The organism is Accumulibacter sp. (genome assembly GCF_036625195.1).
In the GTDB taxonomy this organism is placed as follows: Bacteria; Pseudomonadota; Gammaproteobacteria; order Burkholderiales; family Rhodocyclaceae; genus Accumulibacter.
Genome location: NZ_JAZKUG010000001.1, coordinates 4,739,954 through 4,764,750, shown reverse-complemented (window position 1 = coordinate 4,764,750; position 24,797 = coordinate 4,739,954). Strand labels below are relative to the sequence as shown.

General features: G+C 69.5%; 3 protein-coding genes. All 3 read left to right on the top strand.

What is annotated here, in order from left to right; genetic code table 11:
- Positions 1–105: 105 nt before the first annotated feature.
- The 3 genes from V5B60_RS20610 to V5B60_RS20600 all read left to right on the top strand — a co-directional run bounded on the left by V5B60_RS20610 (position 106) and on the right by V5B60_RS20600 (position 24,770).
- Positions 106–8,334, top strand: a complete 8,229-nt coding sequence (locus V5B60_RS20610; RefSeq protein ID WP_332349796.1) for a DUF4347 domain-containing protein — start codon at positions 106–108, stop codon at positions 8,332–8,334.
- A 543-nt stretch (positions 8,335–8,877) separates the two neighbouring features.
- On the top strand, positions 8,878–17,151 hold the full coding sequence (locus V5B60_RS20605; RefSeq protein WP_332349794.1) for a DUF4347 domain-containing protein: 8,274 nt from the start codon (positions 8,878–8,880) through the stop codon (positions 17,149–17,151).
- 200 nt (positions 17,152–17,351) lie between these two features.
- The gene (locus V5B60_RS20600) at positions 17,352–24,770 is read left to right on the top strand and encodes a DUF4347 domain-containing protein (RefSeq protein ID WP_332349792.1); all 7,419 of its coding nucleotides are present in this window, start codon (positions 17,352–17,354) and stop codon (positions 24,768–24,770) included.
- Positions 24,771–24,797 lie beyond the last annotated feature (27 nt).

Here is a 24,797-nt window from a genome sequence, read left to right as displayed (position 1 = left end):
GGCCAGACCCGCGCACGCGGCGAACCCCGCCGGCGGCGGGCTTCGTCGCCCACCGCGCCCGGGTCGGCCAGCACACCATGACCTGACACACCCCGGAGGAATGCAATGAAGCGAACCCTGGTCCTCATCGATCACCGCGTTGCCGATCGCCCGGCGCTCGTCGCGAGTCTGCCCACCAACAGCGAATGGCGGCTGCTCGGTGCGCAGGAGGACGGCCTGCGGCAGCTCCGCGCCGCCGTTGACGGGCGCAGCGAGTTCGCCTCGATCCGCCTCCTCGCGCACGGTCGACCGGGCGCGATCCTGCTCGGTGCGGCCGCGGTCGATGCCGGCTCGCTCGCCGGCCGCGCGGAGGATCTCGCGGCGATCGGCCGGGCGCTCGCTGCCGGTGGCGATGTGCAACTCTACGCCTGTGCCGTCGGCGACGGCGCAGCCGGCCGCGCCTTCGTCGACGCGCTTGCCGCAGCCCTCGGCGCCCCGGTCGCCGCCGCCTCGACCCCCGTCGGCCACGCCGATCTCGGCGGCGCCTGGCGGCTCGACGTCGGCGAAGTGCGCACGCCACCACTCGCTGCGCCGGACTGGCGCGGCCTGCTCGGCATGACCATCGCGCGGCTGCCGCTCTCCTTTCCCAACCACAGCCCCGGCGAATGGCGCAACGCCAAGGCTTTCGCCGCGCTGCGCGCCGACGGCTCGGTCGTCACCTGGGGCGATGCCGCCTCCGGTGGCGACAGTTCCGCGCTCGCGGTGCAACTCGGCGGCGCGCTCGACGTGCGGCAGGTGTTTTCGACGCTGTCCGCCTTTGCCGCACTGCGCGCCGATGGCTCGGTCGTCACCTGGGGCGATGCTTCGTCGGGCGGCGACAGTTCGGCCGTGGCAGCGCAGATCGACGGCACGATCGACATCACCCGGGTGTTTTCGACGGAGCTCGCTTTCGCAGCGCTGCGCGCCGACGGCTCGGTCGTCACCTGGGGGCACTCGGTGTACGGCGGCAGTCGTTCCGCGGTGGCGGCGCAGCTCGACGGGACGATCGATGTGATCGAGCTGTGCTCCAGCGCCGGCGCCTTTGCCGCGCGTCGTGCCGACGGCTCGGTCGTCACCTGGGGCTATTCCGACCATGGCGGCGACAGCAGCGCCGTCGCCGCGCAGCTCGACGGGACGATCGCCGTCACGCAGGTCGCGGCGACGAGCGAGGCCTTCGCCGCGCTGCGTGCCGACGGCTCGGTCGTCACCTGGGGATCGACGACCTATGGCGGCGACAGCGGCACCGTCGCCGCGCAACTCGACGGGACGATCGACGTCGTGCGCGTCTTTGCCAACGTCGGCGCCTTCGTCGCGCTGCGCCGCGACGGTTCGCTGGTGGTCTGGGGAGCCCCCGCCTACAGCGCTGACGCCGGCGCGGTCGCGGCGCAGATCGACGGGACGATCGACGTCGTGCAGGTCTTCTCGACCTCGCATGCCTTTGCCGCGCTGCGTGCCGACGGCTCGGTCGTCACCTGGGGGAGTCCCGGGGAAGGCGGCGACAGCAGCGCCGTCGCCGCGCTGCTCGACGGCACGATCGACGTGACGCAGGTGTTCTCGACCGGGCGCGCCTTTGCCGCGCTGCGCGCCGACGGCTCGGTCGTCACCTGGGGGAACTCGTCGTGGGGCGGCGACAGTTCGCCGGTCGCGGGAGCGCTCGACGGGACGATCGATGTGACCGAAGTGTTCGCGACCGACGGCGCCTTTGCCGCGCTGCGCGCCGATGGCTCGGTCGTGACCTGGGGATCGGCAGCCTCCGGCGGCGACAGCTCGACGGTTGCGGCCAAGCTCGACGGGACTCTCGATGTCCGGGAGGTGTTCTCGACGAACAACGCCTTTGCCGCGCGGCGGGCGGATGGCTCGCTGGTCACCTGGGGCGATGCGGCTGCGGGGGGTGACAGCAGTGCGGTCGCGGACCGGCTGCGGGATGTCGTCGGGGTGGCGGATCCGTTTGCCGATGACGTGTTGGTGACCGAGCGGGTGGCGGTGGTTTTTCCGGGGCATAGCTCGGGCGCGTGGCGGAACGACGGTGCGTTTGCCGCGATCCGTGCGGACGGATCGGTGGTGATTTGGGGGGAGCCGAGCTACGGTGGCGACAGCGCCGCGGTAGCGGCGCAACTTGATGGGACGATCGACGTGCGGGAGGTGTTTTCGACGACGTACGCCTTTGCTGCGCTGCGTGCCGACGGTTCGGTCGTCACCTGGGGGGACTCGTCGAGCGGTGGCAACAGTTCCGCGGTGGCGGCGCAGCTCGACGGGACGAATGACGTCGTGCAGGTGTTTTCGACGTCGTTCGCCTTCGCCGCCCTGCGCGCCGATGGCTCGGTCGTCACTTGGGGGGATTCGTCGTTCGGCGGTAACAGTTCGCGCGTCGAGTGGGAACTCGACGGGACGATTGACGTGAGGGTAGTGTTTTCGACGGCGAGCGCCTTCGCTGCGCTGCGCACTGACGGCTCGGTCGTCACCTGGGGATATTCCTTGTACGGCGCCGACAGTTCCGCGTTGGTAGCGCAACTCGACGGGACGATCGACGTGACGCAGCTGTTTTCGACGCGAAACGCGTTTGCAGCGCTGCGCGCCGACGGATCGGTGGTCACCTGGGGGGATTCCGACGACGGCGGCAACAGCTCCGCGGTGGCGCCACAGCTCGACGGCACGATCGACGTCACGCAGGTGTTTTCGACGCAAGTGGCCTTTGCCGCGCTGCGTGCCGATGGCTCGGTGGTCACTTGGGGGCAATCGTCGTACGGCGGTGACAGTTCCGCAGTCGCGGCGCAGCTCGACGGGACGATCGACGTGCGGGAGGTGTTTTCGACGCATGGCGCCTTTGCCGCGCTGCGCGCCGACGGCTCGGTGGTCACCTGGGGGGATTCGTCGTACGGCGGCAACAGTGTTGCGGTCGCGGCGCGGCTCGACGGGACGATCGACGTGCTGGAGGTTTTTTCGACGGCTTACGCCTTTGCCGCGCTGCGTGCCGACGGTTCGGTCGTCACCTGGGGGGACTCGTCGCGCGGTGGCAACAGTTCCGCGGTGGCGGCTAAGCTCGACGGGACGATCGACGTCAGGCAGGTGTTTTCGACGTACTCCGCCTTTGCCGCGCTGCGCGCCGATGGCTCGGTCGTTACCTGGGGCGATTCGTCGTCCGGTGGCAACAGTTCTGCGGTGGCGGCGCAGCTCGACGGAACGATCGACGTCATGCAGGTGTTTGCGACCAGCCGCGCCTTTGCTGCGCTGCGCGCCGATCGCTCGGTGGTCGTCTGGGGCGACCCGTCTGAGGTGGAGAACGGGCGCATCCATCAGGCGCCGCCACTCGACGGCACCGTCGACGTCATGCAGGTGTCTTCGACGGTCCGGGCCTTTGCCGCAGTGCGGGCTGATGGGTCGGTGGTTACCTGGGGGGATTCCTACTACGGGGGCGACAACTCCGCGGTAGCGACACAGCTCGACGGAACGATCGGGGTGACGCAGGTGTTTTCGACCAACGACGCCTTCGCCGCAGTGCGCGCCAACGGATCGGTCGTCACCTGGGGTGATCGGTCGTCCGGGGGCGACAGCTCCGCGGTCGCTTCCCAACTCGACGGTACGATGCAGGTCACGCAGGTGTTTTCGACGCCATACGCCTTTGCTGCACTCCGCGCCGATGGCTCGATAGTGACTTGGGGGGATTCGTCGTGGGGCGGCAACAGTTCGGTGGTCGCGGCCGCACTCGACGGCACACTCGATGTCACGCAGGTATTTTCGACACCGTACTCATTTGCCGCCCTGCGCGCCGATGGATCGGTCGTCACGTGGGGTGAAGCGTCGTTCGGCGGCAATAGTTCGAGCGTGGCAGCGCAGCTCGACGGAACGAACGACGTCACGCAGATGTTTTCGACGCAATACGCGTTTGCGGCGCTGCGCGCCGATGGGTCGGTCGTGACGTGGGGCGACCCAACGTCTGGCGGCGACAGTTCCGCGGTCGCGGCACAACTCGACGGGGCGAATGACGCTACCCAGGTGTGTTCGACGCGCAGTGCCTTTGCCGTGCTGCGCGCCGATGGCTCGGTCGTCACCTGGGGGCATGCGTCGTACGGCGGCAATAGGTCCGCGGTGGCGACGCAATTGGATGGGACGATCGACGTGACGGAAATATTTTCGACGGAATATGCCTTTGCCGCCCTGCGAACAAACGGCTCGGTCGTCACGTGGGGAGATTCGTCACGGGGTGGCAACAGTTCGAGCGTGGCGGCGCAGCTCAACGGAACGAACGACGTCACGCAGGTGTTTTCAACAGACTGGGCATTTGCCGCGCTGCGCGAAGACGGTTCGGTCGTCACTTGGGGGGATTCGTCGTACGGCGGCAGCAGTTCCACGGTGGCTGCACAGCTCAACGGCACGATCGATGTGACTCAGGTGTTTTCGACGGGGTACGCCTTTGCCGCGCTGCGCGCCGATGGCTCGGTCATTACCTGGGGCGATTCGTCGTCGGGCGGCAACAGTTCCGCAGTGGCAGCACAGCTCGACGGAACGATCGACGTGAAGCAGGTGTTTTCGACCGGGCGTGCCTTTGCCGCGCTGCGCGCAGACGGCTCGCTGGTGGTCTGGGGAAGTCCGTTGGCTGGCGGCGAATTGAGCGCTCTTGTAAGGCCGCCAAGGGACGACATCATTAGCCTCGCCACGCCGTTCTCGGACGACCTCTCGTTGGCTGCCGGCCGAAACGACTCGTTTCACCATGCGCCGTCCGGCAGCGACCGCAGCGTGCTCGTCGCCGAGGATGCCGCTTACACCTTCACCCGCGCCGACTTCCCGTTCACCGATCCCTCCGACACGCCGGCCGACACCTTGCTCGCCGTGCGCATCGACGCGCTGCCGGAGGCCGGCAGCCTGACCCTCGCCGGCATCCCCGTCACGCCCGGGCAGTCCATCTCGGTTGCCGACCTCGCTGCCGGCCAGCTCGTCTTCACCCCGGCCGCCAACGCCAGCGGCAACGCTTACGCGACCTTCAGCTTCCAGGTCCAGGACGACGGCGGCACTGCCCTCGGTGGCGCCGACCTCGACCCGACGCCGAACCTCATCACGGTCGATGTGACACCGGTCAACGACGCTCCCTCGGGCGCCGACAAGGCCGTCAGCACGCGCGAAGACAACCCCTACGTCTTCTCCACGGCCGATTTCGGCTTCAGCGACGCGGCCGACAGTCCCGCCAATGCGCTCCTCGCCGTGCGTATCAGCACGCTGCCCGCTGCCGGGAGCCTGACCCTCGCCGGCATCCCCGTCACGCCCGGACAGTCCATCTCGGTTGCCGACCTCGCCGCCGGCCAGCTCGTCTTCACCCCGGCCACCGACTCCAGCGGCAACGCTTCCGCCAGCTTCAGCTTCCAGGTCCAGGATGACGGTGGCACCGCCGACGGCGGCGCCGACCTCGACCCGACGCCGAACCTCATCACGATCGACGTGACGCCGGTGAACGACGCGCCGTCGGGCGCCGACAACACGGTCAGCACCTACGAAGACAACCCCTACGTCTTCGATGCAGCCGACTTCGGCTTCAGCGACGCAACCGACACCCCTGCCAACGCACTCCTCGCCGTGCGCATCGGCACGCTGCCCGTCGCCGGCAGCCTCACCCTCTCGGGCGCTGCCGTCAGCCCCGGGCAGACGATCACCGCCAGCGACATCGTCGCCGGCAACCTCGTTTTCACGCCGGCCGCCAACGCCAGCGGCAACGCCTACGCCAACTTCAGCTTCCAGGTGCAGGATGACGGCGGCACCGTCGGTGGCGGCATCGACCTCGATCCATCGGCGAACGCCATCACGATCGATGTCAGGCCGTTGGTCGGCGGGGACGGCGACGACCACCTGCCTGGCGGCCCGAACGACAACACGCTCGAGGGTCTTGGCGGCAACGACACCCTCGATGGCGGCGCAGGCAACGACACGCTCGCCGGCGGTGCCGGCGACGACCGGCTGCTCGGAGGGCAGGGGACCGACACGGCGCGCTACAGCGACGCGGGCAGTGGTGTCACCGTCACGCTCGCCACGCAGGGTGTGCCACAGAACACATCCGGCGCCGGCCTCGACACGCTCATCGGCATCGAGAACCTCGTCGGCTCCGCCTTCGCCGACACCCTGACCGGCGACGGCAACGCCAACCGCCTCGAAGGCGGCAGCGGCGATGACGCGCTCGACGGCGGTGCCGGCAACGACAGCCTCGACGGCGGCACCGGCAACGACCGCCTCTGGGGCGGCAGCGGTGCCGACAGCCTGCTCGGCGGCGACGGCTCCGACCTCTACTACGTCGACCACGCCGGTGACAACGTCACCGAAACCAACGCCAACCCCGCGTCCGGTGGCACCGACCAGGTCTACAGCTACCTCTCCACCTACACCCTCACGGCGCACGTCGAGAACGGCCGCATCCTCGCCGGCGGCGCCGCGAACCTCACCGGCAACGCCCTCGACAACCTGCTCTACGCCGGCAGCGGCCACAACGTCCTCGACGGCGCCGGCGGCCACGACACCGTCAGCTACCTCTACGGTGCCAGCGCCGGCGTCAGCATCAGCTTGGCCGTCGCCAGCGCGCAGGCGACCGGTGGCTCCGGCAGCGACACCCTCATGTCGATCGAGCACCTCATCGGCTCCAACCAGGACGACAGCCTCGCCGGCGACGGCAACGCCAACCGCCTCGAAGGCGGCAACGGCAACGACACGCTCACCGGTGGTGCCGGCAACGACACGCTCTCCGGCAGCGCGGGCAGCGACACCGCCAGCTACGCCGATGCCACCAGCGGCGTCAGCGTCAGCCTCGCCATCGCCGCTCCGCAGGCCACCGGCGGCTCGGGCAGCGACACCCTGATCGCCATCGAGAACCTCGGCGGATCGACCTGGGACGACACCCTGCGCGGCGACGCCAATGCCAACCGCCTGAGTGGCGCGCAGGGCAACGACTTCCTAAATGGCGACGCCGGCAACGACACCCTCGACGGCGGCACCGGCAACGACCGCCTCTGGGGCGGCAGCGGTGCCGACAGCCTGGTCGGCGGCGAAGGTTCGGATTCCTACTACGTCGACGACGCCGGCGACAGCGTCAGCGAGACCAACGCCAACCCGGCAACCGGCGGCACCGACCAGGTCCTCAGCTACCTCGCCAGCACCACCCTCGGCGCCCACATCGAGAACGGCCGCATCCTCGCCACCGGCGTCGCCAACCTCATCGGCAACACCCTCGACAACCTCCTCGACGCCGGCACCGGTGCCAACCTCCTCGACGGTGCCGGCGGCAACGACACCGTCAGCTACCTCTATGGCGCCAGCAGCGGTATCAGCGTCAGCCTCGCCATCCTTGGCGCACAAGCCACCGGCGGCTCCGGCAGCGACACCCTCACCGGCATCGAGAACCTCAGCGGCTCCACCTACGACGACACTCTCACCGGCGACGGCAACGCCAACCGCCTCAGCGGCGCCCAGGGCAACGACTTCCTCAATGGGGGTGCCGGCAACGACACCCTCGACGGCGGCGCCGGCAACGACACCCTCTGGGGCGGCACCGGTGCCGACAGCCTGAGCGGTGGCGACGGCGCCGACCTCTACTACATCGACCACGCCGGCGACAGCGTCACCGAGACCAACGCCAATCCCGCCACCGGCGGCATCGACCAGGTCTTCAGCTCGCTGGCCGCCTACACCCTCGGCGCGCACATCGAGAACGGCCGCATCCTCGCCACCGGCGTCGCCAGCCTGAGCGGCAACGCCCTCGCCAACCTCCTCTACGCCGGCGCCGGCAACAACCTCCTCGACGGTGCCGGCGGCAACGATACCGCCAGCTACCTCTACGGCGCCAGCAGCGGCGTCACCGCCAGCCTCGCCAGCGGCACCGCCACCGGCGGCTCCGGCAGCGACACCCTCGCCGGCATCGAGAACCTCGTCGGCTCGGCCTACGCCGACACCCTCAGCGGCGACGGCGGTGCCAACCTCCTCAGCGGCGGCAACGGCAACGACACCCTCACCGGCGGCCTCGGCGCCGACATCTTCCGCTTCGACACGCTCCCCAATGCCGCGACCAACCGCGACACGATCAGCGACTTCAACGTCCTCGACGACACCATCGAACTCGAGAACGCGATCTTCGCGTCGCTGCCGAACGGCCCGCTGGCCGCCACCTCGTTCCGCTCCGGCGCCGGCCTCACCGCCGCCGCCGACGCCGACGACTACCTCATCTACGACAGCACCAGCGGCGCGCTCTACTACGACGCCAACGGCAACACCGGCGCCGGCCCGGTGCAGGTCGCCACGCTCGCCAGTGGCCTCGCCCTGAGCCACCTCGACTTCCTCGTCACCTGAAGTCCGCCGCCACTGCCGCCGCTCGCCGGCGGCAGTGGCGGTCAGCCAAAGCGCCGCGGGCAAAGCCGGAGCAGCCCCATCGCGAGCCCGTCCCGCGGCGGCCACCGGCTGTGCCAGAGCCCGCCCTGTATGATCCACGTAAGAAGCAAATCGCTGCCCCACGACGCTGGCCCTTCTGCTAGATTCGATCCCCGGCAACACCGCCAGCCGCCGACCGGATTCCCGGTGGCGGCAGCGGCCCACCGTTCGGGCGCGCCGCCTTGGTTCGTCCCTGGCGAGTGTTTTCTGCGGGAGGATGGGTTCTGTGCTCGGATGCGGTTCGCGTGCATCGCGCTCGGTCGGCGGCTTCGCCGCCGCCTTCGCGTCCGCGCTGCAACCGCCGCACAGCCACTCGCACAGCCACTCCGACAGCGACCGCGGCACGCGCAGCAGATTCCCGGCCAGACCCGCGCACGCGGCGAACCCCGCCGGCGGCGGGCTTCGTCGCCCACCGCGCCCGGGTCGGCCAGCACACCATGACCTGACACACCCCGGAGGAATGCAATGAAGCGAACCCTGGTCCTCATCGATCACCGCGTTGCCGATCGCCCGGCGCTCGTCGCGAGTCTGCCCACCAACAGCGAATGGCGGCTGCTCGGTGCGCAGGAGGACGGCCTGCGGCAGCTCCGCGCCGCCGTTGACGGGCGCAGCGAGTTCGCCTCGATCCGCCTCCTCGCGCACGGTCGACCGGGCGCGATCCTGCTCGGTGCGGCCGCGGTCGATGCCGGCTCGCTCGCCGGCCGCGCGGAGGATCTCGCGGCGATCGGCCGGGCGCTCGCTGCCGGTGGCGATGTGCAACTCTACGCCTGTGCCGTCGGCGACGGCGCAGCCGGCCGCGCCTTCGTCGACGCGCTTGCCGCAGCCCTCGGCGCCCCGGTCGCCGCCGCCTCGACCCCCGTCGGCCACGCCGATCTCGGCGGCGCCTGGCGGCTCGACGTCGGCGAAGTGCGCACGCCACCACTGGCTGCGCCGGACTGGCGCGGCCTGCTCGGCATGACCATTGCCCGGCTGCCGTTCTCCTTTCCCAACCACAGCCCCGGCGAATGGCGCAACGCCAAGGCCTTCGCCGCGCTGCGCGCCGACGGCTCGGTCGTCACCTGGGGCGATGCCGCCTCCGGTGGCGACAGTTCCGCGCTCGCGGTGCAACTCGGCGGCGCGCTCGACGTGCGGCAGGTGTTTTCGACGCTGTCCGCCTTTGCCGCACTGCGCGCCGATGGCTCGGTCGTCACCTGGGGCGATGCTTCGTCGGGCGGCGACAGTTCGGCCGTGGCAGCGCAGATCGACGGCACGATCGACATCACCCGGGTGTTTTCGACGGAGCTCGCTTTCGCAGCGCTGCGCGCCGACGGCTCGGTCGTCACCTGGGGGCACTCGGTGTACGGCGGCAGTCGTTCCGCGGTGGCGGCGCAGCTCGACGGGACGATCGATGTGATCGAGCTGTGCTCCAGCGCCGGCGCCTTTGCCGCGCGTCGTGCCGACGGCTCGGTCGTCACCTGGGGCTATTCCGGCCATGGCGGCGACAGCAGCAGCGTCGCCGCGCAGCTCGACGGGACGATCGCCGTCACGCAGGTCGCGGCGACGAGCGAGGCCTTCGCCGCGCTGCGTGCCGACGGCTCGGTCGTCACCTGGGGATCGGCGACCTATGGCGGCGACAGCGCTACCGTCGCCGCGCAACTCGACGGGACGATCGACGTCGTGCGCGTCTTTGCCAACGTCGGCGCCTTCGTCGCGCTGCGCCGCGACGGTTCGCTGGTGGTCTGGGGAGCCCCCGCCTACAGCGCTGACGCCGGCGCGGTCGCGGCGCAGATCGACGGGACGATCGACGTCGTGCAGGTCTTCTCGACCTCGCATGCCTTTGCCGCGCTGCGTGCCGACGGCTCGGTCGTCACCTGGGGGAGTCCGGGGGAAGGCGGCGACAGCAGCGCCGTCGCCGCGCTGCTCGACGGCACGATCGACGTGACGCAGGTGTTTTCGACCGGGCGCGCCTTTGCCGCGCTGCGCGCCGACGGCTCGGTGGTCAGCTGGGGGAACTCGTCGTCGGGCGGCGACAGTTCGCCGGTCGCGGGAGCGCTCGACGGGACGATCGATGTGACCGAAGTGTTCGCGACCGACGGCGCCTTTGCCGCGCTGCGCGGCGATGGCTCGGTCGTGACCTGGGGATCGGCAGCCTCCGGCGGCGACAGCTCGACGGTTGCGGCCAAGCTCGACGGGACTCTCGATGTCCGGGAGGTGTTCTCGACGAACAACGCCTTTGCCGCGCGGCGGGCGGATGGCTCGCTGGTCACCTGGGGCGATGCGGCTGCGGGGGGTGACAGCAGTGCGGTCGCGGACCGGCTGCGGGATGTCGTCGGGGTGGCGGATCCGTTTGCCGATGACGTGTTGGTGACCGAGCGGGTGGCGGTGGTTTTTCCGGGGCATAGCTCGGGTGAATCGGTCAACGGGAACGCCTTTGCTGCCATTCGCGCCGATGGGGCTGTGGTGACGTGGGGGGGTCAGAGGTACGGGGGCGACAGTTCCGCGGTGGCGGCGCAGCTGAGCGGTGCCAACGACGTGATGCGGGTGTGCTCAACGGTGGGCGCCTTCGCCGCGCTGCGAGCCGACGGCTCGGTGATCACCTGGGGGGATTCGAGGTACGGGGGCGACAGTTTCGCGGTGGCGGCAAAGCTCGACGGGACGATCGACGTGCGGGAGGTCTTTTCGACGGAATCGGCCTTTGCCGCGCTGCGCGCCGACGGGTCGCTGGTCACTTGGGGCGGTGATGGTGGCTTCAGTCTTCCCGTCGGGGCACAGCTCGACGGGACGATTGACGTGAGGGTGGTGTTTTCAACGCTGTTCGCCTTTGCCGCACTGCGTGCCGATGGCTCGGTGGTCACCTGGGGGCATTCTTCGTACGGTGGCAACAGTTCCGCGGTCGCGGCGCAGATCGACGGGACGATCGACGTGCTGGAGGTGTCTTCGACGCGTTTCGCCTTTGCCGCGCTGCGCGCTGACGGCTCGGTTGTCACTTGGGGAGAATCGTCGTACGGCGGCAACAGTTCCGCAGTGGCAGCGCAGCTTGACGGGACGAACGACGTCATGCAGGTGTTTTCGGCTCCGTTCGCGTTCACCGCGTTGCGCGCCGACGGGTCGGTCGTCACCTGGGGATATTCTTCGTACGGTGGCAACAGTTCCGCGGTCGCGGCGCAGCTCGATGGGACGATCGATGTGACCGAAGTGTTCGCGACCGACGGCGCCTTTGCCGCGCTGCGCGCCGACGGGTCCGTGGTTACTTGGGGGAATGACTCGTACGGCGGCAACAGTTCCACTGTGGCAGCGCAGCTCGACGGAACGATCGACGTCACGCAGGTCTTTTCGACGGAAGGGGCCTTTGCCGCGCTGCGCGCCGACGGCTCGGTGGTTACTTGGGGGAATGGCTCCTCGTACGGTGGCAACAGTTCCGCCGTGGCGACGCAGCTCGACGGAACGATCGACGTCACGCAGGTCTTTTCGACGGACTACGCCTTCGCCGCGCTGCGCGCCGACGGGTCGGTGGTTACTTGGGGGAATGACTCGTACGGTGGCAACAGTTCCGCCGTGGCGACGCAGGTCGACGGGACGATCGACGTCACGCAGGTGTTTTCGACGCACGGCGCCTTCGCCGCGCTGCGTGCCGACGGCTCGGTGGTTGTCTGGGGAAACTCTGCTCGGGGCGGGAGCATCGGCCAAGCGCCGCCGGTCGACGGCACCATCGACGTGACGCAGGTGGCTTCGACGGGGCGCGCGTTTGCCGCGCTGCGCGCCGACGGCTCGGTCGTCAGCTGGGGGGATTCGTCGTCCGGCGGCAACAGTTCCACGGTGGCGGCGCAGCTCGACGGGACGAACGACGTCACGGAGGTGTTTTCGACGAAGCAGGGAGCCTTTGCCGCGCTGCGCGCCGACGGGTCGGTGGTGACCTGGGGGAGTTCTTCGTACGGTGGCAACAGTTCCGCGGTGGCGACGCAGATCGACGGGACGAGCGACGTCACGGAGGTGTTTTCGGCGGGGTACGCCTTTGCCGCGCTGCGCGCCGACGGCTCGGTGGTGACTTGGGGGTTGTCGCCGTGGGGTGGCGACAGTTCCGCGGTCGCGGCGCAGCTCGACGGGACGATCGACGTCACGCGGGTGCTGTCGACGGAAGGGGCCTTTGCCGCGCTGCGCGCAGACGGCTCGGTGGTCACCTGGGGGGATTCGTCGTTCGGCGGCAACAGTTCCACCGTGGCAGCGCAGATCGACGGGACGATCGACGTGACGCAGGTGTTTTCGGCGGGGTACGCCTTTGCCGCGCTGCGTGTCGACGGCTCGGTCGTCACCTGGGGCAATGCCTCGTACGGCGGCGACAGCAGCGCCGTCTCCGGTGAAATCGATGGCACGTCCGACGTCGTGCGCGTGTTTGCCACGCGCACCGCTTTTGCGGCACTGCACGACGATGGCTCGGTCGTTGCTTGGGGCCAAGCATCGCGTGGGGGCGACATCAGTGGCGTCGCACCGCTGCTCGATGGCACGACCGAGGCGGTCGACGTGGTTGACGTGGCCTCGACGGATGGCGCCTTTGCCGCACTGCGCGGCGACGGCTCAGTGGTCACCTGGGGGGATTCGTTGTACGGCGGCAACAGTTCCACCGTGGCGGCGCAGCTCGACGGGACGATCGATGTGACGCAGGTGTTTTCGACGGTGTACGCCTTTGCCGCGCTGCGCGCCGACGGGTCCGTGGTTGCTTGGGGGAATGACTCGTACGGCGGCAACAGTTCCACTGTGGCAGCGCAGCTCGACGGAACGATCGACGTCACGCAGGTCTTTTCGACGGAAGGGGCCTTTGCCGCGCTGCGCGCCGACGGCTCGGTCGTCACTTGGGGGTATGCGCATTACGGCGGCAGCAGTGCCGCGGTGGCGACGCAGCTCGACGGAACGATCGACGTCACGCAGGTTTTTTCGACGGACAGGGCCTTTGCCGCGCTGCGCGCCGACGGCTCGCTGGTCGTTTGGGGCGACTCGTCGGCTGGCGGCGATCTGAGCGCCCTCGGCAGCCCGTGGAGCGACGTGATCGGCATCGCCACCCCATTCTCCGACGACCTCTCGCTGGCCGCCGACCCGAGCCACTCGTTTCACCAGGCCCCCTCAGGCAGTGACCGCAGCGTGCCCGTTGCCGAGGATGCCGCCTACACCTTCAGCAGCGCCGACTTCCCGTTCACCGATCCCTCCGACACGCCGGCCGACGCCCTGCTCGCGGTGCGCATCGACACGCTGCCCGCAGCCGGCAGCCTGAGCCTCTCGGGCAACCCGGTGACCGCTGGCCAGTCGATCAGCGCCGCCGACCTCGCCGCCGGCCAGCTCGTCTTCACGCCGGCGGCGAACGTGCATGGCGCCGCCTACGCGCAGTTCAGCTTCCAGATCCAGGACGACGGCGGCACCGCTCTCGGCGGCGCCGATCTCGACCCGACGCCGAACCGGATCACCATCGACCTGCTGTCGGCGAATGACGCACCCGAGGGCGCCGACCACACGGTCCATGTCCGTCAGGGCAGCGGCCACGCTTTCGCGCTGACCGAATTCGGCTTCACCGACTCCGTCGACAGTCCCGCCAACGCCCTGCTCGCGGTACGCATCAGCACGCTGCCCGGGGCCGGCAGCCTGGCCCTCGCCGGCGTTCCGGTCAGCGCCGGTCAGTCGATCAGCGTCGCCGACCTCGCCGCCGGAAACCTCGTCTTCACCCCGGCGGGCGACGACAGCGGCGACGGTTACGCGCAGTTCAGCTTCCAGGTGCAGGACGACGGTGGCACCGCCAACGGCGGCGCCGATCTCGACCCGACGCCGAACACGATGAGCATCGACGTCAAGCGGCGCACCGCCACCGACGGCGACGACCATCTCGTCGGCACCGCCGACGACGATGTCCTCGACGGCCTGGCCGGTTCCGACATCCTCGCCGGCCTTGCCGGCAACGACCGCTACGTCATCGATGTCCTCACCGACATCGTCGTCGAGCAACCCGGCGCCGGAATCGACCGCGTCGATGTCGCTTTCCTCGCCGGCGACACCTATCTCCTGCCCGAGCACGTCGAGCACGCGCGCGTCGCCAACACGACGCCCGAGGTCAACCTGGGCGGCAACGCCCTCGACAACGAACTCACCGGCAACGACACTGCCAACCAGCTCGCCGGCGAGGAGGGCAACGACACCCTGCACGGGGGCGCCGGCGACGATCTCCTGGCCGGCGATGCCGGCAACGACAGTCTCGCCGGCGAGCAGGGCAACGACACCTTGAACGGTGGCAGTGGCAACGACACCCTTGCCGGCGAAGAGGGCAACGACACCCTGAACGGTGGCGCCGGCAGTGACACGCTCGCCGGCGGCGACGGCAACGACACGCTCAACGGCAGCAGTGGCGCCGACAGCATGAGCGGCGGAGATGGTTCCGACACCTACTACGTGGAACACGGCGGCGATGGCGTCAGCGAAAGCAACGCCGGCGCCGCCGGCGGCAGCGACCTCGTCTACAGCTATCTCGCCAGCTACACGCTCACCGCGCACGTCGAGAACGGCCGCCTCCTCGCCACCGGCGCCGCGAACCTGACGGGCAACGACCTCGACAACCTGCTCCACGCCGGAATCGGCGCGAACGTTCTCGACGGCGCCGGCGGCAACGACACCGTCAGCTACCTCCACGGCGCCAGCAGCGCCGTCAGCGCCAGCCTCGCCATTGCCGGCGCACAGGCCACCGGCGGCTCCGGCAGCGACACGCTGATCGCCATCGAGAACCTCAGCGGCTCGACCTACGACGACACCCTCACCGGTGATGGCAACGCCAATGTCCTCAGCGGCGCGCAGGGCAACGACTTCCTCAACGGCGGTGCCGGCAACGACACACTCGACGGCGGCGCCGGCAACGACCGCCTCTGGGGCGGCAGCGGTGCCGACAGCCTGATCGGTGGTGACGGCTCCGATTTCTACTACGTCGATGACGCCGGCGACAGCGTCAGCGAGACCGACGCCAACCCCGCCACCGGCGGCACCGACCAGGTCTTCAGTTACGCCGCCGCCTACACCCTCGGCACCCACATCGAGAACGGCCGCATCCTGGCGACTGGCGCCGCCAACCTCACCGGCAACGCCCTCGACAACCTCCTCGACGCCGGCACCGGCAACAACCTCCTCGACGGCGCCGGCGGCAACGACACCGTCAGCTACCTCTATGGCGCCAGCAGCGGCGTCAGCGTCAGCCTCGCCCTTGCTGGCGCGCAAGCGACCGGCGGCTCCGGCAGCGACACCCTCGCCGGAATCGAGAACCTCACCGGCTCCACCTACGACGACACCCTCACCGGCGACGGCAACGCCAACCGCCTCAGCGGCGCGCAAGGCAACGACTTCCTCAATGGCGGTGGCGGCAACGACACCCTCGACGGCGGCGCCGGCAACGACCGCCTCTGGGGCGGCACTGGTGCCGACAGCCTGATCGGTGGTGACGGCTCCGACTTCTACTATGTCGATGACGCCGGCGACAGCGTCACTGAGACCAACGCCAACCCGGCAACCGGCGGTACCGACCAAGTCCTCAGCTACCTCGCCAGCACCACCCTCGGCGCCCACATCGAGAACGGCCGCATCCTCGCCACCGGCGTCGCCAATCTCACCGGCAACGCCCTCGACAACCTCCTCGACGCCGGCACCGGCGCCAACCTCCTCGACGGCGCCGGCGGCAACGATACCGTCAGCTACCTCTATGGCGCCAGCAGCGGCGTCAGCGTCAGCCTCGCCATCGCCGGCGCCCAGGCGACCGGCGGTTCCGGCAGCGACACCCTCACCGGCATCGAGAACCTCAGCGGCTCCACCTACGACGACACCCTCACCGGCGACGGCAACGCCAACCGCCTCACTGGCGCCCAGGGCAACGACTTCCTCAATGGCAACGCCGGCAACGACAGCCTCGAAGGGGGCGCCGGCAACGACACCCTCTGGGGCGGCACCGGTGCCGACAGCCTGAGCGGTGGTGACGGCTCTGACCTCTACTACGTCGACCACGCCGGCGACAGCGTCAGCGAAAGCAACGCCAACCCCACCACCGGCGGCATCGACCAGGTCTTCAGCTACCTCGCCGCCTACACCCTCGGCGCGAACGTCGAGAACGGCCGCATCCTCGCCACCGGCGCAGTGAGCCTGAGCGGCAACGGCCTCGCCAACCTCCTCTACGCCGGAACCGGCAACAACCTCCTCGACGGCGCCGGTGGCAACGACACCGTCAGCTACCTCTATGGCGCCAGCAGCGGCGTCAGCGTCAGCCTCGCCGTTGCCGGGGCGCAGACCACCGGCGGCTCCGGCAGCGACACCCTCACCGGCATCGAGCACCTCGTTGGCTCGGCCTACGCCGACGCCCTCAGCGGCGACGGCGGCGCCAACCTCCTCAGCGGCGGCAACGGCAACGACACCCTCAGCGGCGGCCTCGGCGCCGACACCTTCCGCTTCGACATGCTGCCCAATGCCGCGACCAACCGCGACACGATCAGCGACTTCAACGTCCTCGACGACACCATCGAACTCGAGAACGCCATCTTCACCTCGCTGCCGAACGGCCCGCTGGCCGCCACCTCGTTCCGCTCCGGTGCCGGCCTCACCACCGCTGCCGACGCCGACGACTACCTCATCTACGACACCGCCAGCGGCGCGCTCTACTACGACGCCAACGGCAACATCGGCGCCGGCCCGGTGCAGATCGCCACGCTCGCCGCCGGCCTGGCGCTCACCAATGTCGACTTCCTCGTCACATGAATCGCGCCCGCCACCCCGCCCGGCCCGTTGCCCGACGGCAGCCGCACCACCGCGCCCAAGCCGCGACCGGCCCCGCGGCGCGGCTTCGCGGCTCTGCATCACCACATCCCCGCCGTTCGCGGCCGGGCCGGTCGCCGGCGGCACCAGCCGCAGCAGCGTCCACCCGGTCGCTCGTGAACCCCTGACCCAGGAGCCGCCCAATGCGCACCAACTGGATATTCGTCGATCACCGCGTCGCCGATCGGCCGGCACTGCTGACGGGTCTCGATGCCCACCACCCATGGCGCCTGATCGGCGCCGACGAAGACGGCCTGCGGCAGATCCGGCGGGCGCTGGCGGGGCAGGGCGAAGTCGCCTCGATCCGCATCCTCGCGCACGGCCGGCCGGGCGCGATCCGGCTCGGCGCCGGCGAAGTCGATGCCGGCACGCTCGCCACGCGCGCCGCCGACCTCGCGGCGATCGGCGACTCGCTCGCCGCCGACGCCGACCTGCAGCTCTACGCCTGCGCCGTCGGTGACGGCGAGAGCGGCCGCGCCTTCGTCGCAACCCTCGCCGCAGCCCTCGGCGCCCCGGTCGCCGCCTCCTCGACCCCCGTCGGCCACGCCGACCTCGGCGGCGCCTGGCGGCTCGACGTCGGCGCAGTGCGCACGCCACCGCTCGCCGCGCCGCACTGGCGCGGCCTGCTCGGCATGACCATCGCGCAGCAACCGCTCGCCTTCCCCCGCCACAGCCTGGGCGAATGGCGCAACGAAAAGGCCTTCGCCGCCCTGCGCGCCGACGGCTCGGTCGTCACCTGGGGCGATGCCGCGTACGGTGGCGACAGCAGCACCGTCGCTGCGCAGATTGGCGGCGCGATCGACGTCACACAGATCTTCTCCAACCAGAAGGCCTTCGCCGCCCTGCGCGCCGATGGATCGGTGGTCACCTGGGGGTCGTCGTCGTCCGGCGGCAACAGTTCCGCGGTCGCGGCGCAGCTCGACGGGACGAACGACGTCGTGCAGGTGTTTTCGACGGAGTTGGCCTTTGCCGCGCTGCGCGCCGACGGTTCGGTGGTCACCTGGGGGTCTTACTCGTCCGGCGGCAACAGTTCCGCGGTCGCGGCGCAGCTCGACGGGACGAACGACGTCGTGCAGGTGTTTTCGACGCGGTACGCATTTGCCGCGCTGCGCGCCGACGGTTCGGTGGTCACCTGGGGCGAATCGTCGTACGGCGGCGACAGCTCTGCGGTCGCGGCGCAGCTCGACGGGACGAACGACGTCGTGCAGGTGTTTTCGACGGAGTTGGCCTTTGCTGCGCTGCGCGCCGACGGCTCGGTGGTCACCTGGGGGTATTCGTCGTTCGGCGGCAGCAGTTTCCAGGTCGAGGAGGATATCGACGGGACGATCGACGTCGTGCAGGTGTTTTCGACGGCGGACGCCTTTGCCGCGCTGCGCGCCGACGGCTCGGTGGTCACCTGGGGGTCGTCGTCGTCCGGGGGGGGCAACAGTTCCGCGGTCGCGGCGCAGCTCGACGGGACGATCGACGTCGTGCGGATGTTCTCCACGGGGTACGCCTTTGCCGCGCTGCGCGCCGACGGTTCGGTGGTCACTTGGGGGTTGTCGTCGTGGGGTGGCAACAGTTCCGCGGTCGCGGCGCAGCTCGACGGGACGAACGACGTCGTTCAGGTGTTTTCGACGGAGCGCGCATTTGCCGCGCTGCGCGCCGACGGCTCGGTGGTCACCTGGGGCGATTCGTCGTACGGCGGCAACAGTCTCGCGGTGGCGGCGCAGCTCGACGGGACGATCGACGTCGTGCAGGTGTTTTCGACGAGTAGCGCCTTTGCCGCGCTGCGCGCCGACGGCTCGGTGGTCACCTGGGGGGATTCGTCGTACGGTGGCAACAGTTCCGCGGTCGCGGCGCAGCTCGACGGGACGAACGACGTCGTGCAGCTGTTTTCCACGGCGTACGCCTTTGCCGCGCTGCGCGCCGACGGTCTGCTCGTCACCTGGGGAAGTGCCGATTCCGGCGGCGACGGCAGCGCGGTTGCCGGCAACCTGATCCATGTGGTCGCTCTCGCCAACCCCTTCACTCAGGATATCTACACAGCGACCGACTGGGTCGACGGCACCACCGGCAACGACTCGCTGGTCGGCACAGCGGCCGGCGACACGCTGAACGGCGGCCTGGGTGCCGACACGCTCGAAGGTCTGGCCGGCAACGACGGTTACGTGGTCGACTCGCTCGCCGACCTGGTCATCGAAGCCGTCGATGGAGGGTACGACTCCGTGGCGGTGGCGCTCGCCGCAGCCGGCACCTACGTGCTGCCCGCCAACGTGGAGATCGCGCATCTGACCACCACGACGCCGGGGATGCGCATCGACGGCAATGCGCTGGGCAACCGGTTGGTCGGCAACTCGGACGACGATGTCCTGGCTGGGCTGGCCGGCGACGACTCGCTCTGGGGCTCCGGCGGGAGCGATACCCTCCTCGGGGGTGAAGGGAACGACCTCCTCTTCGGCGATGCCGGGGCGGACAGCCTGGACGGCGGCGAAGGCGGAGATTGGCTCGACGGCGGCGCGGGAGCCGACAACCTTGGCGGTGGCGACGGCGCAGACGTGTATACCGTGGATGACGGGGGCGACCAGGTGATCGAAGCTGCCGCCGGCAGCGGCATCGATACCGTCCTCAGCTACCTGAGCGCGTACACCATGCCGGCCAATGTCGAGGAAGGCCGTATCCGTAAGTCCGGTTTTTCCAGCCTGGCGGGCAACAGCCAGAACAACATCCTCTACGCGGGCGAAGGCAACAACACCTTGTTCGGCGACGCCGGCAACGACACCGTTTCCTGGGGTGACACCGCGTCCACTGCCGGCGTTACCGCCAGCCTGCTCAGCGGCATCGCGACCGGCGCCTCGGGCAACGACAGCTTCAGCGGCTTCGAAAACCTGCACGGTTCGGCGGGGAACGACCGGCTGACGGGCGACGCCGGCGACAACATGCTCGCCGGCGGCACCGGCAACGACACGCTCGATGGCGGCGCCGGTGACGACACGCTCGACGGCGGCGACGGATCGGACACCTACACGGTCGACAGCGCGAGCGACCTGGTCGTCGAAACCAACGCCACCGTCGCCGGCGGCGTCGATCTCGTGCAAAGTGCCTTGGCCGCCTACACGCTCGGCGCCAACACCGAAAACGGGCTGATCCTCGCCAGTGGCGCCGCCAACCTGACCGGCAACGACGCGGGCAACTTACTCACTGGCGGCGCCGGCAACAACGCGCTGGCCGGAGCCGGTGGCAACGACAGCCTCATTGGCGGTGCCGGCGATGACACGCTCGATGGCGGTACGGGGGCGGACAGCTTGACCGGCGGCGACGGGTCGGACACCTACGGCGTGGACGACGCGGGTGACCGGGTGGTCGAAACCAACGGCACGGTCGCCGGCGGTCTCGACCTCGTGCACAGCACGCTCGCCGCCTACACGCTTGGCGCCAATGTCGAGAACGGGCTGATCATCGCCAGCGGTGCCGCCGACCTGACCGGCAATGGTCTGGGCAACGTGCTCACCGGCGGCGCGGGCAACAACATGCTGGCCGGTGCCGGCGGTAACGACAGCCTCATCGGCGCTGCTGGCGACGACACGCTCGATGGCGGCAGCGGCACCGACACGCTCGATGGCGGCGACGGGTCGGACACCTACACGGTCGACAGCACGAATGACCTGGTGGTCGAAACCAATGGCAGCACGGCTGGCGGCGTCGATCTCGTGCAAAGTCAGGCGTCAGCCTACATGCTGGACACCAACGTCGAGAACGGGCTGATTCTCGCCAGCGGTGCCGCCAACCTGACCGGCAACGACGGGAACAACGTGCTCACCGGCGGCGCCGGCAACAATGCGCTGGCCGGGGCCGGCGGCAACGACGGCCTCATCGGCGGCGCCGGCAACGACACGCTCGATGGCGGCGCGGGTGACGACACGCTCGACGGCGGCGACGGGTCGGACACCTACACGGTCGACAGCGCGAGCGACCTGGTCGTCGAAACCAACGCCACCGCCGCCGGCGGCGTCGATCTCGTGCTCAGCCTGGCTGCTGCCCATACGCTGAGTGCCAATGTCGAAAATGGCCGCATCGTCGCGACCGGCGTCGCCAGCCTGAGCGGTAACGGCGCTGACAACCTGCTTTTCGCAGGAATCGGCGATAACGTGATCGCAGGCCATGACGGCAACGATACGCTTTCATGGGCCGATGGTGCTGCGATCGGAAGTGGTGTGAACGCGAGTCTGGCCACGGGAACGGCGAGTGGCGGGTCCGGTACCGACACCTTCACCGGCATCGAGAACCTGATCGGTTCGGCCAACGATGACGTCCTGGCCGGTGACGAAAACGGCAACCGGCTCGATGGCGGCACCGGCGATGACTTCCTGGACGGCGCTGCCGGTGCCGATAGCCTGAGCGGCGGCGGCGGCTGGGACACGTACTACGTCGACGATGTAGGCGACCAGGTCATCGAGAGCGGGGCGACGAGCAGCGAGATTGATCTGGTATGCAGTTTCCTCCCCGCATATGTGTTGCCGACCAATGTCGAAGATGGGCTGATTCTCGCGGACGGGCCGGCGAACCTTACCGGCAATGCGCTGGCGAACTTTCTCGTCGGCAACACGGACGCCAATGCCCTCGACGGTGGCGCCGGCATCGACACGCTCACAGGCGGCGATGGATCCGACACCTACACGGTCGATCATCTGCGCGATCAGGTCATCGAGACCGACGCCGATCCAATCAGCGGCGGAGTTGATCTCGTCTACAGCCTGCTGCCTGGTTATACGCTGCCCGCAAACGTCGAGAACGGCAGCATTCTTGCCACGGCAACCGCCAACCTCACGGGCAACAAGTTCGACAACCTTCTCACTGGCGGAGTCGGCAACAATCTCCTGGCCGGTGCCGCTGGCAACGACACGCTGGTTGGCGGGGGCGGTGCCGATACCCTCAACGGCGGAACGGGCGCAGACAGTCTCTCCGGCGGCGACGGTGCCGACGTCTATGTCGTCGACGACGTCGGCGACCAGATCAGCGAAACCAATGGCGACCCCGTCAGCGGCGGCAGCGACACCGTCCATAGCTGGCTGAGCGCGTTTTCGCTGCCCGGCAACGTCGAGAATGGGCGCATTCTGGTCAGCACGGCAGCCACTCTCGTCGGCAATGACCTAGACAACCTTGTCTACGCCGGAACCGGTGACAACACGATCAGCGGTGGCGCCGGCGTCGATACCCTCTCGTGGCTCTACGGCGTCAGCGGTGGGCTGGGCGTCACCGCCAGCCTCACGAGCGGAACCGCCAGTGGCGGCTCCGGCAACGACATCTTCATCGGCATCGAACACCTCAGCGGGTCGGGCAACGCCGACAGCCTTGGCGGGGACGGCAACGCCAACAAGCTCAACGGCGCGGGCGGCAACGACACCCTCGACGGTGGCGCCGGCGCCGACACCTTGATCGGTGGCGACGGCTCCGACCTCTACCTCATCGACCATGCCGGCGACCAGGTCAGCGAGAGCAACGCCGATCCGGCGACGGGTGGCAGCGACACCGTGAATAGCTCGCTGGCCGCCTACACTCTCGTCGCCAACGTCGAGAATGGTCTCCTTCTCGCCGGTGGCGCCAACCTGACCGGCAACGCCCTCAACAACCTCCTCACCGGCAACGGCAGCGCCAACACGCTCAACGGCCTCACCGGTGCCGATACGCTGATCGGTGGCGACGGCTCCGACTCCTACTACGTCGATGACGCCGGCGACAGCGTCAGCGAGACGAATGTCGACCCGGCAACCGGCGGTACCGACCAGGTCTTCAGCACCCTCGCCACCTATACCCTCACGGCGCACGTCGAGAACGGCCGCATCCTTGCCAGCGGCGCCGCCAACCTCAGCGGCAACGCCCTCGACAACCTGCTCTACGCCGGCAGCGGCCACAACGTCCTCGACGGCGCCGGCGGCAACGACACCGTCAGCTACCTCTACGGCGCCAGCGGCGGCGTCAGCATCAGCTTGGCCGTCGCCGGCGCGCAGGCGACCGCTGGCTCCGGCAGTGACATCCTGATTGCCATCGAAAACCTCAGCGGTTCGACCTGGGACGACACCCTGCGCGGCGACGGCAACGCCAATCTCCTCAGCGGCGCCGACGGCAACGACTTCCTCAATGGCGACGCCGGCAACGACACCCTCGACGGCGGCGCCGGCAACGACCGCCTCTGGGGCGGCAGCGGCGCCGACAGCCTCGTCGGCGGTGACGGCTCCGACTTCTACTACCTCGACGACGCCGGCGACCGCGTCAGCGAGACCAACGCCAATGCCGCCACCGGCGGCACCGACCAGGTCCTCAGCTACCTCGCCAGCACCACCCTCGGCACCCACATCGAGAACGGCCGCATCCTCGCCACCGGCGCCGCCACCCTCACCGGCAACACCCTCGACAACCTCCTCGACGCCGGCACCGGCGCCAACCTCCTCGACGGTGCCGGCGGCAACGACACCGTCAGCTACCTCTATGGCGCCAGCAGCGGCGTCAGCGTCAGCCTCGCCATCCTCGGCGCCCAGGCCACCGGCGGCTCCGGCAGCGACACCCTCGCCGGCATCGAGAACCTCAGCGGCTCCACCTACGACGACACCCTCACCGGCGACGCCAACGCCAACCGCCTCAACGGCGCGCAAGGCAACGACTTCCTCAATGGCGGCGCCGGCAACGACAGCCTCGACGGCGGCGCCGGCAACGACACCCTCTGGGGCGGCAGCGGTGCCGACAGCCTGGTCGGCGGCGACGGCGCCGACCTCTACTACGTCGACCACGCCGGCGACAGCGTCAGCGAGACCAACGCCAACGCCACCACCGGCGGCATCGACCAGGTCTTCAGCTACCTCGCTGCCTACACCCTCGGCGCCAACGTCGAGAACGGCCGTATCCTCGCCGCGGGCGCAGCGAGCCTGAGCGGCAACGCTCTCGCCAACCTCCTCTACGCCGGCGCCGGCGCCAACGTCCTCGACGGTGCCGGCGGCACCGACACCGCCAGCTACCTCTACGGCGTCAGCGGCAGCGGCGTCACCGCCAGCCTCGCCACCGGCACCGCGACCGGCGGCTCCGGCAGCGACACTCTCACCGGCATCGAGAACCTCGTCGGCTCGGCCTACGCCGACACCCTCAGCGGCGATGGCCTCGCCAACCGGATCGAAGGCGGCACCGGCAACGACACCGTCGACGGCGGTGCCGGCAACGACACCCTGCTCGGCGGTCTCGGCAACGACAGTCTGACGGGTGGTGTCGGCGCCGACATCTTCCGCTTCGACACCCTGCCCAACGCCGCGACCAACCGCGACACGGTCGGCGACTTCAACGTCCTCGACGACACGATCGAACTCGAGAACGCGATCTTCACTTCACTGTTGAGCACCGGCACCCTGGTCGCCGGCTCGTTCCGCTCCGGCGCTGGTTTCTCCGCAGCTGCCGACGCCGACGACTTCGTCGTCTACGACACCACGAGCGGCGCGCTGTACTACGACGCCAACGGCAACGCCGGTGTCGGCCCGGTGCAGATCGCCATCCTCGGCGCCGGGCTGGCGCTCGCGAGTCTCGACTTCGTCGTCACCTGATGACGTTCCAGCGCCCCGGCGACGCCT

Excerpts from the sequence above, each read along its gene's own strand:
- V5B60_RS20610 (WP_332349796.1), top strand. The coding sequence starts at position 106 with ATGAAGCGAACCCTGGTCCTCATCGATCACCGCGTTGCCGATCGCCCG.
- V5B60_RS20600 (WP_332349792.1), top strand. The coding sequence starts at position 17,352 with ATGCGCACCAACTGGATATTCGTCGATCACCGCGTCGCCGATCGGCCG.
- V5B60_RS20605 (WP_332349794.1), top strand. The coding sequence starts at position 8,878 with ATGAAGCGAACCCTGGTCCTCATCGATCACCGCGTTGCCGATCGCCCG.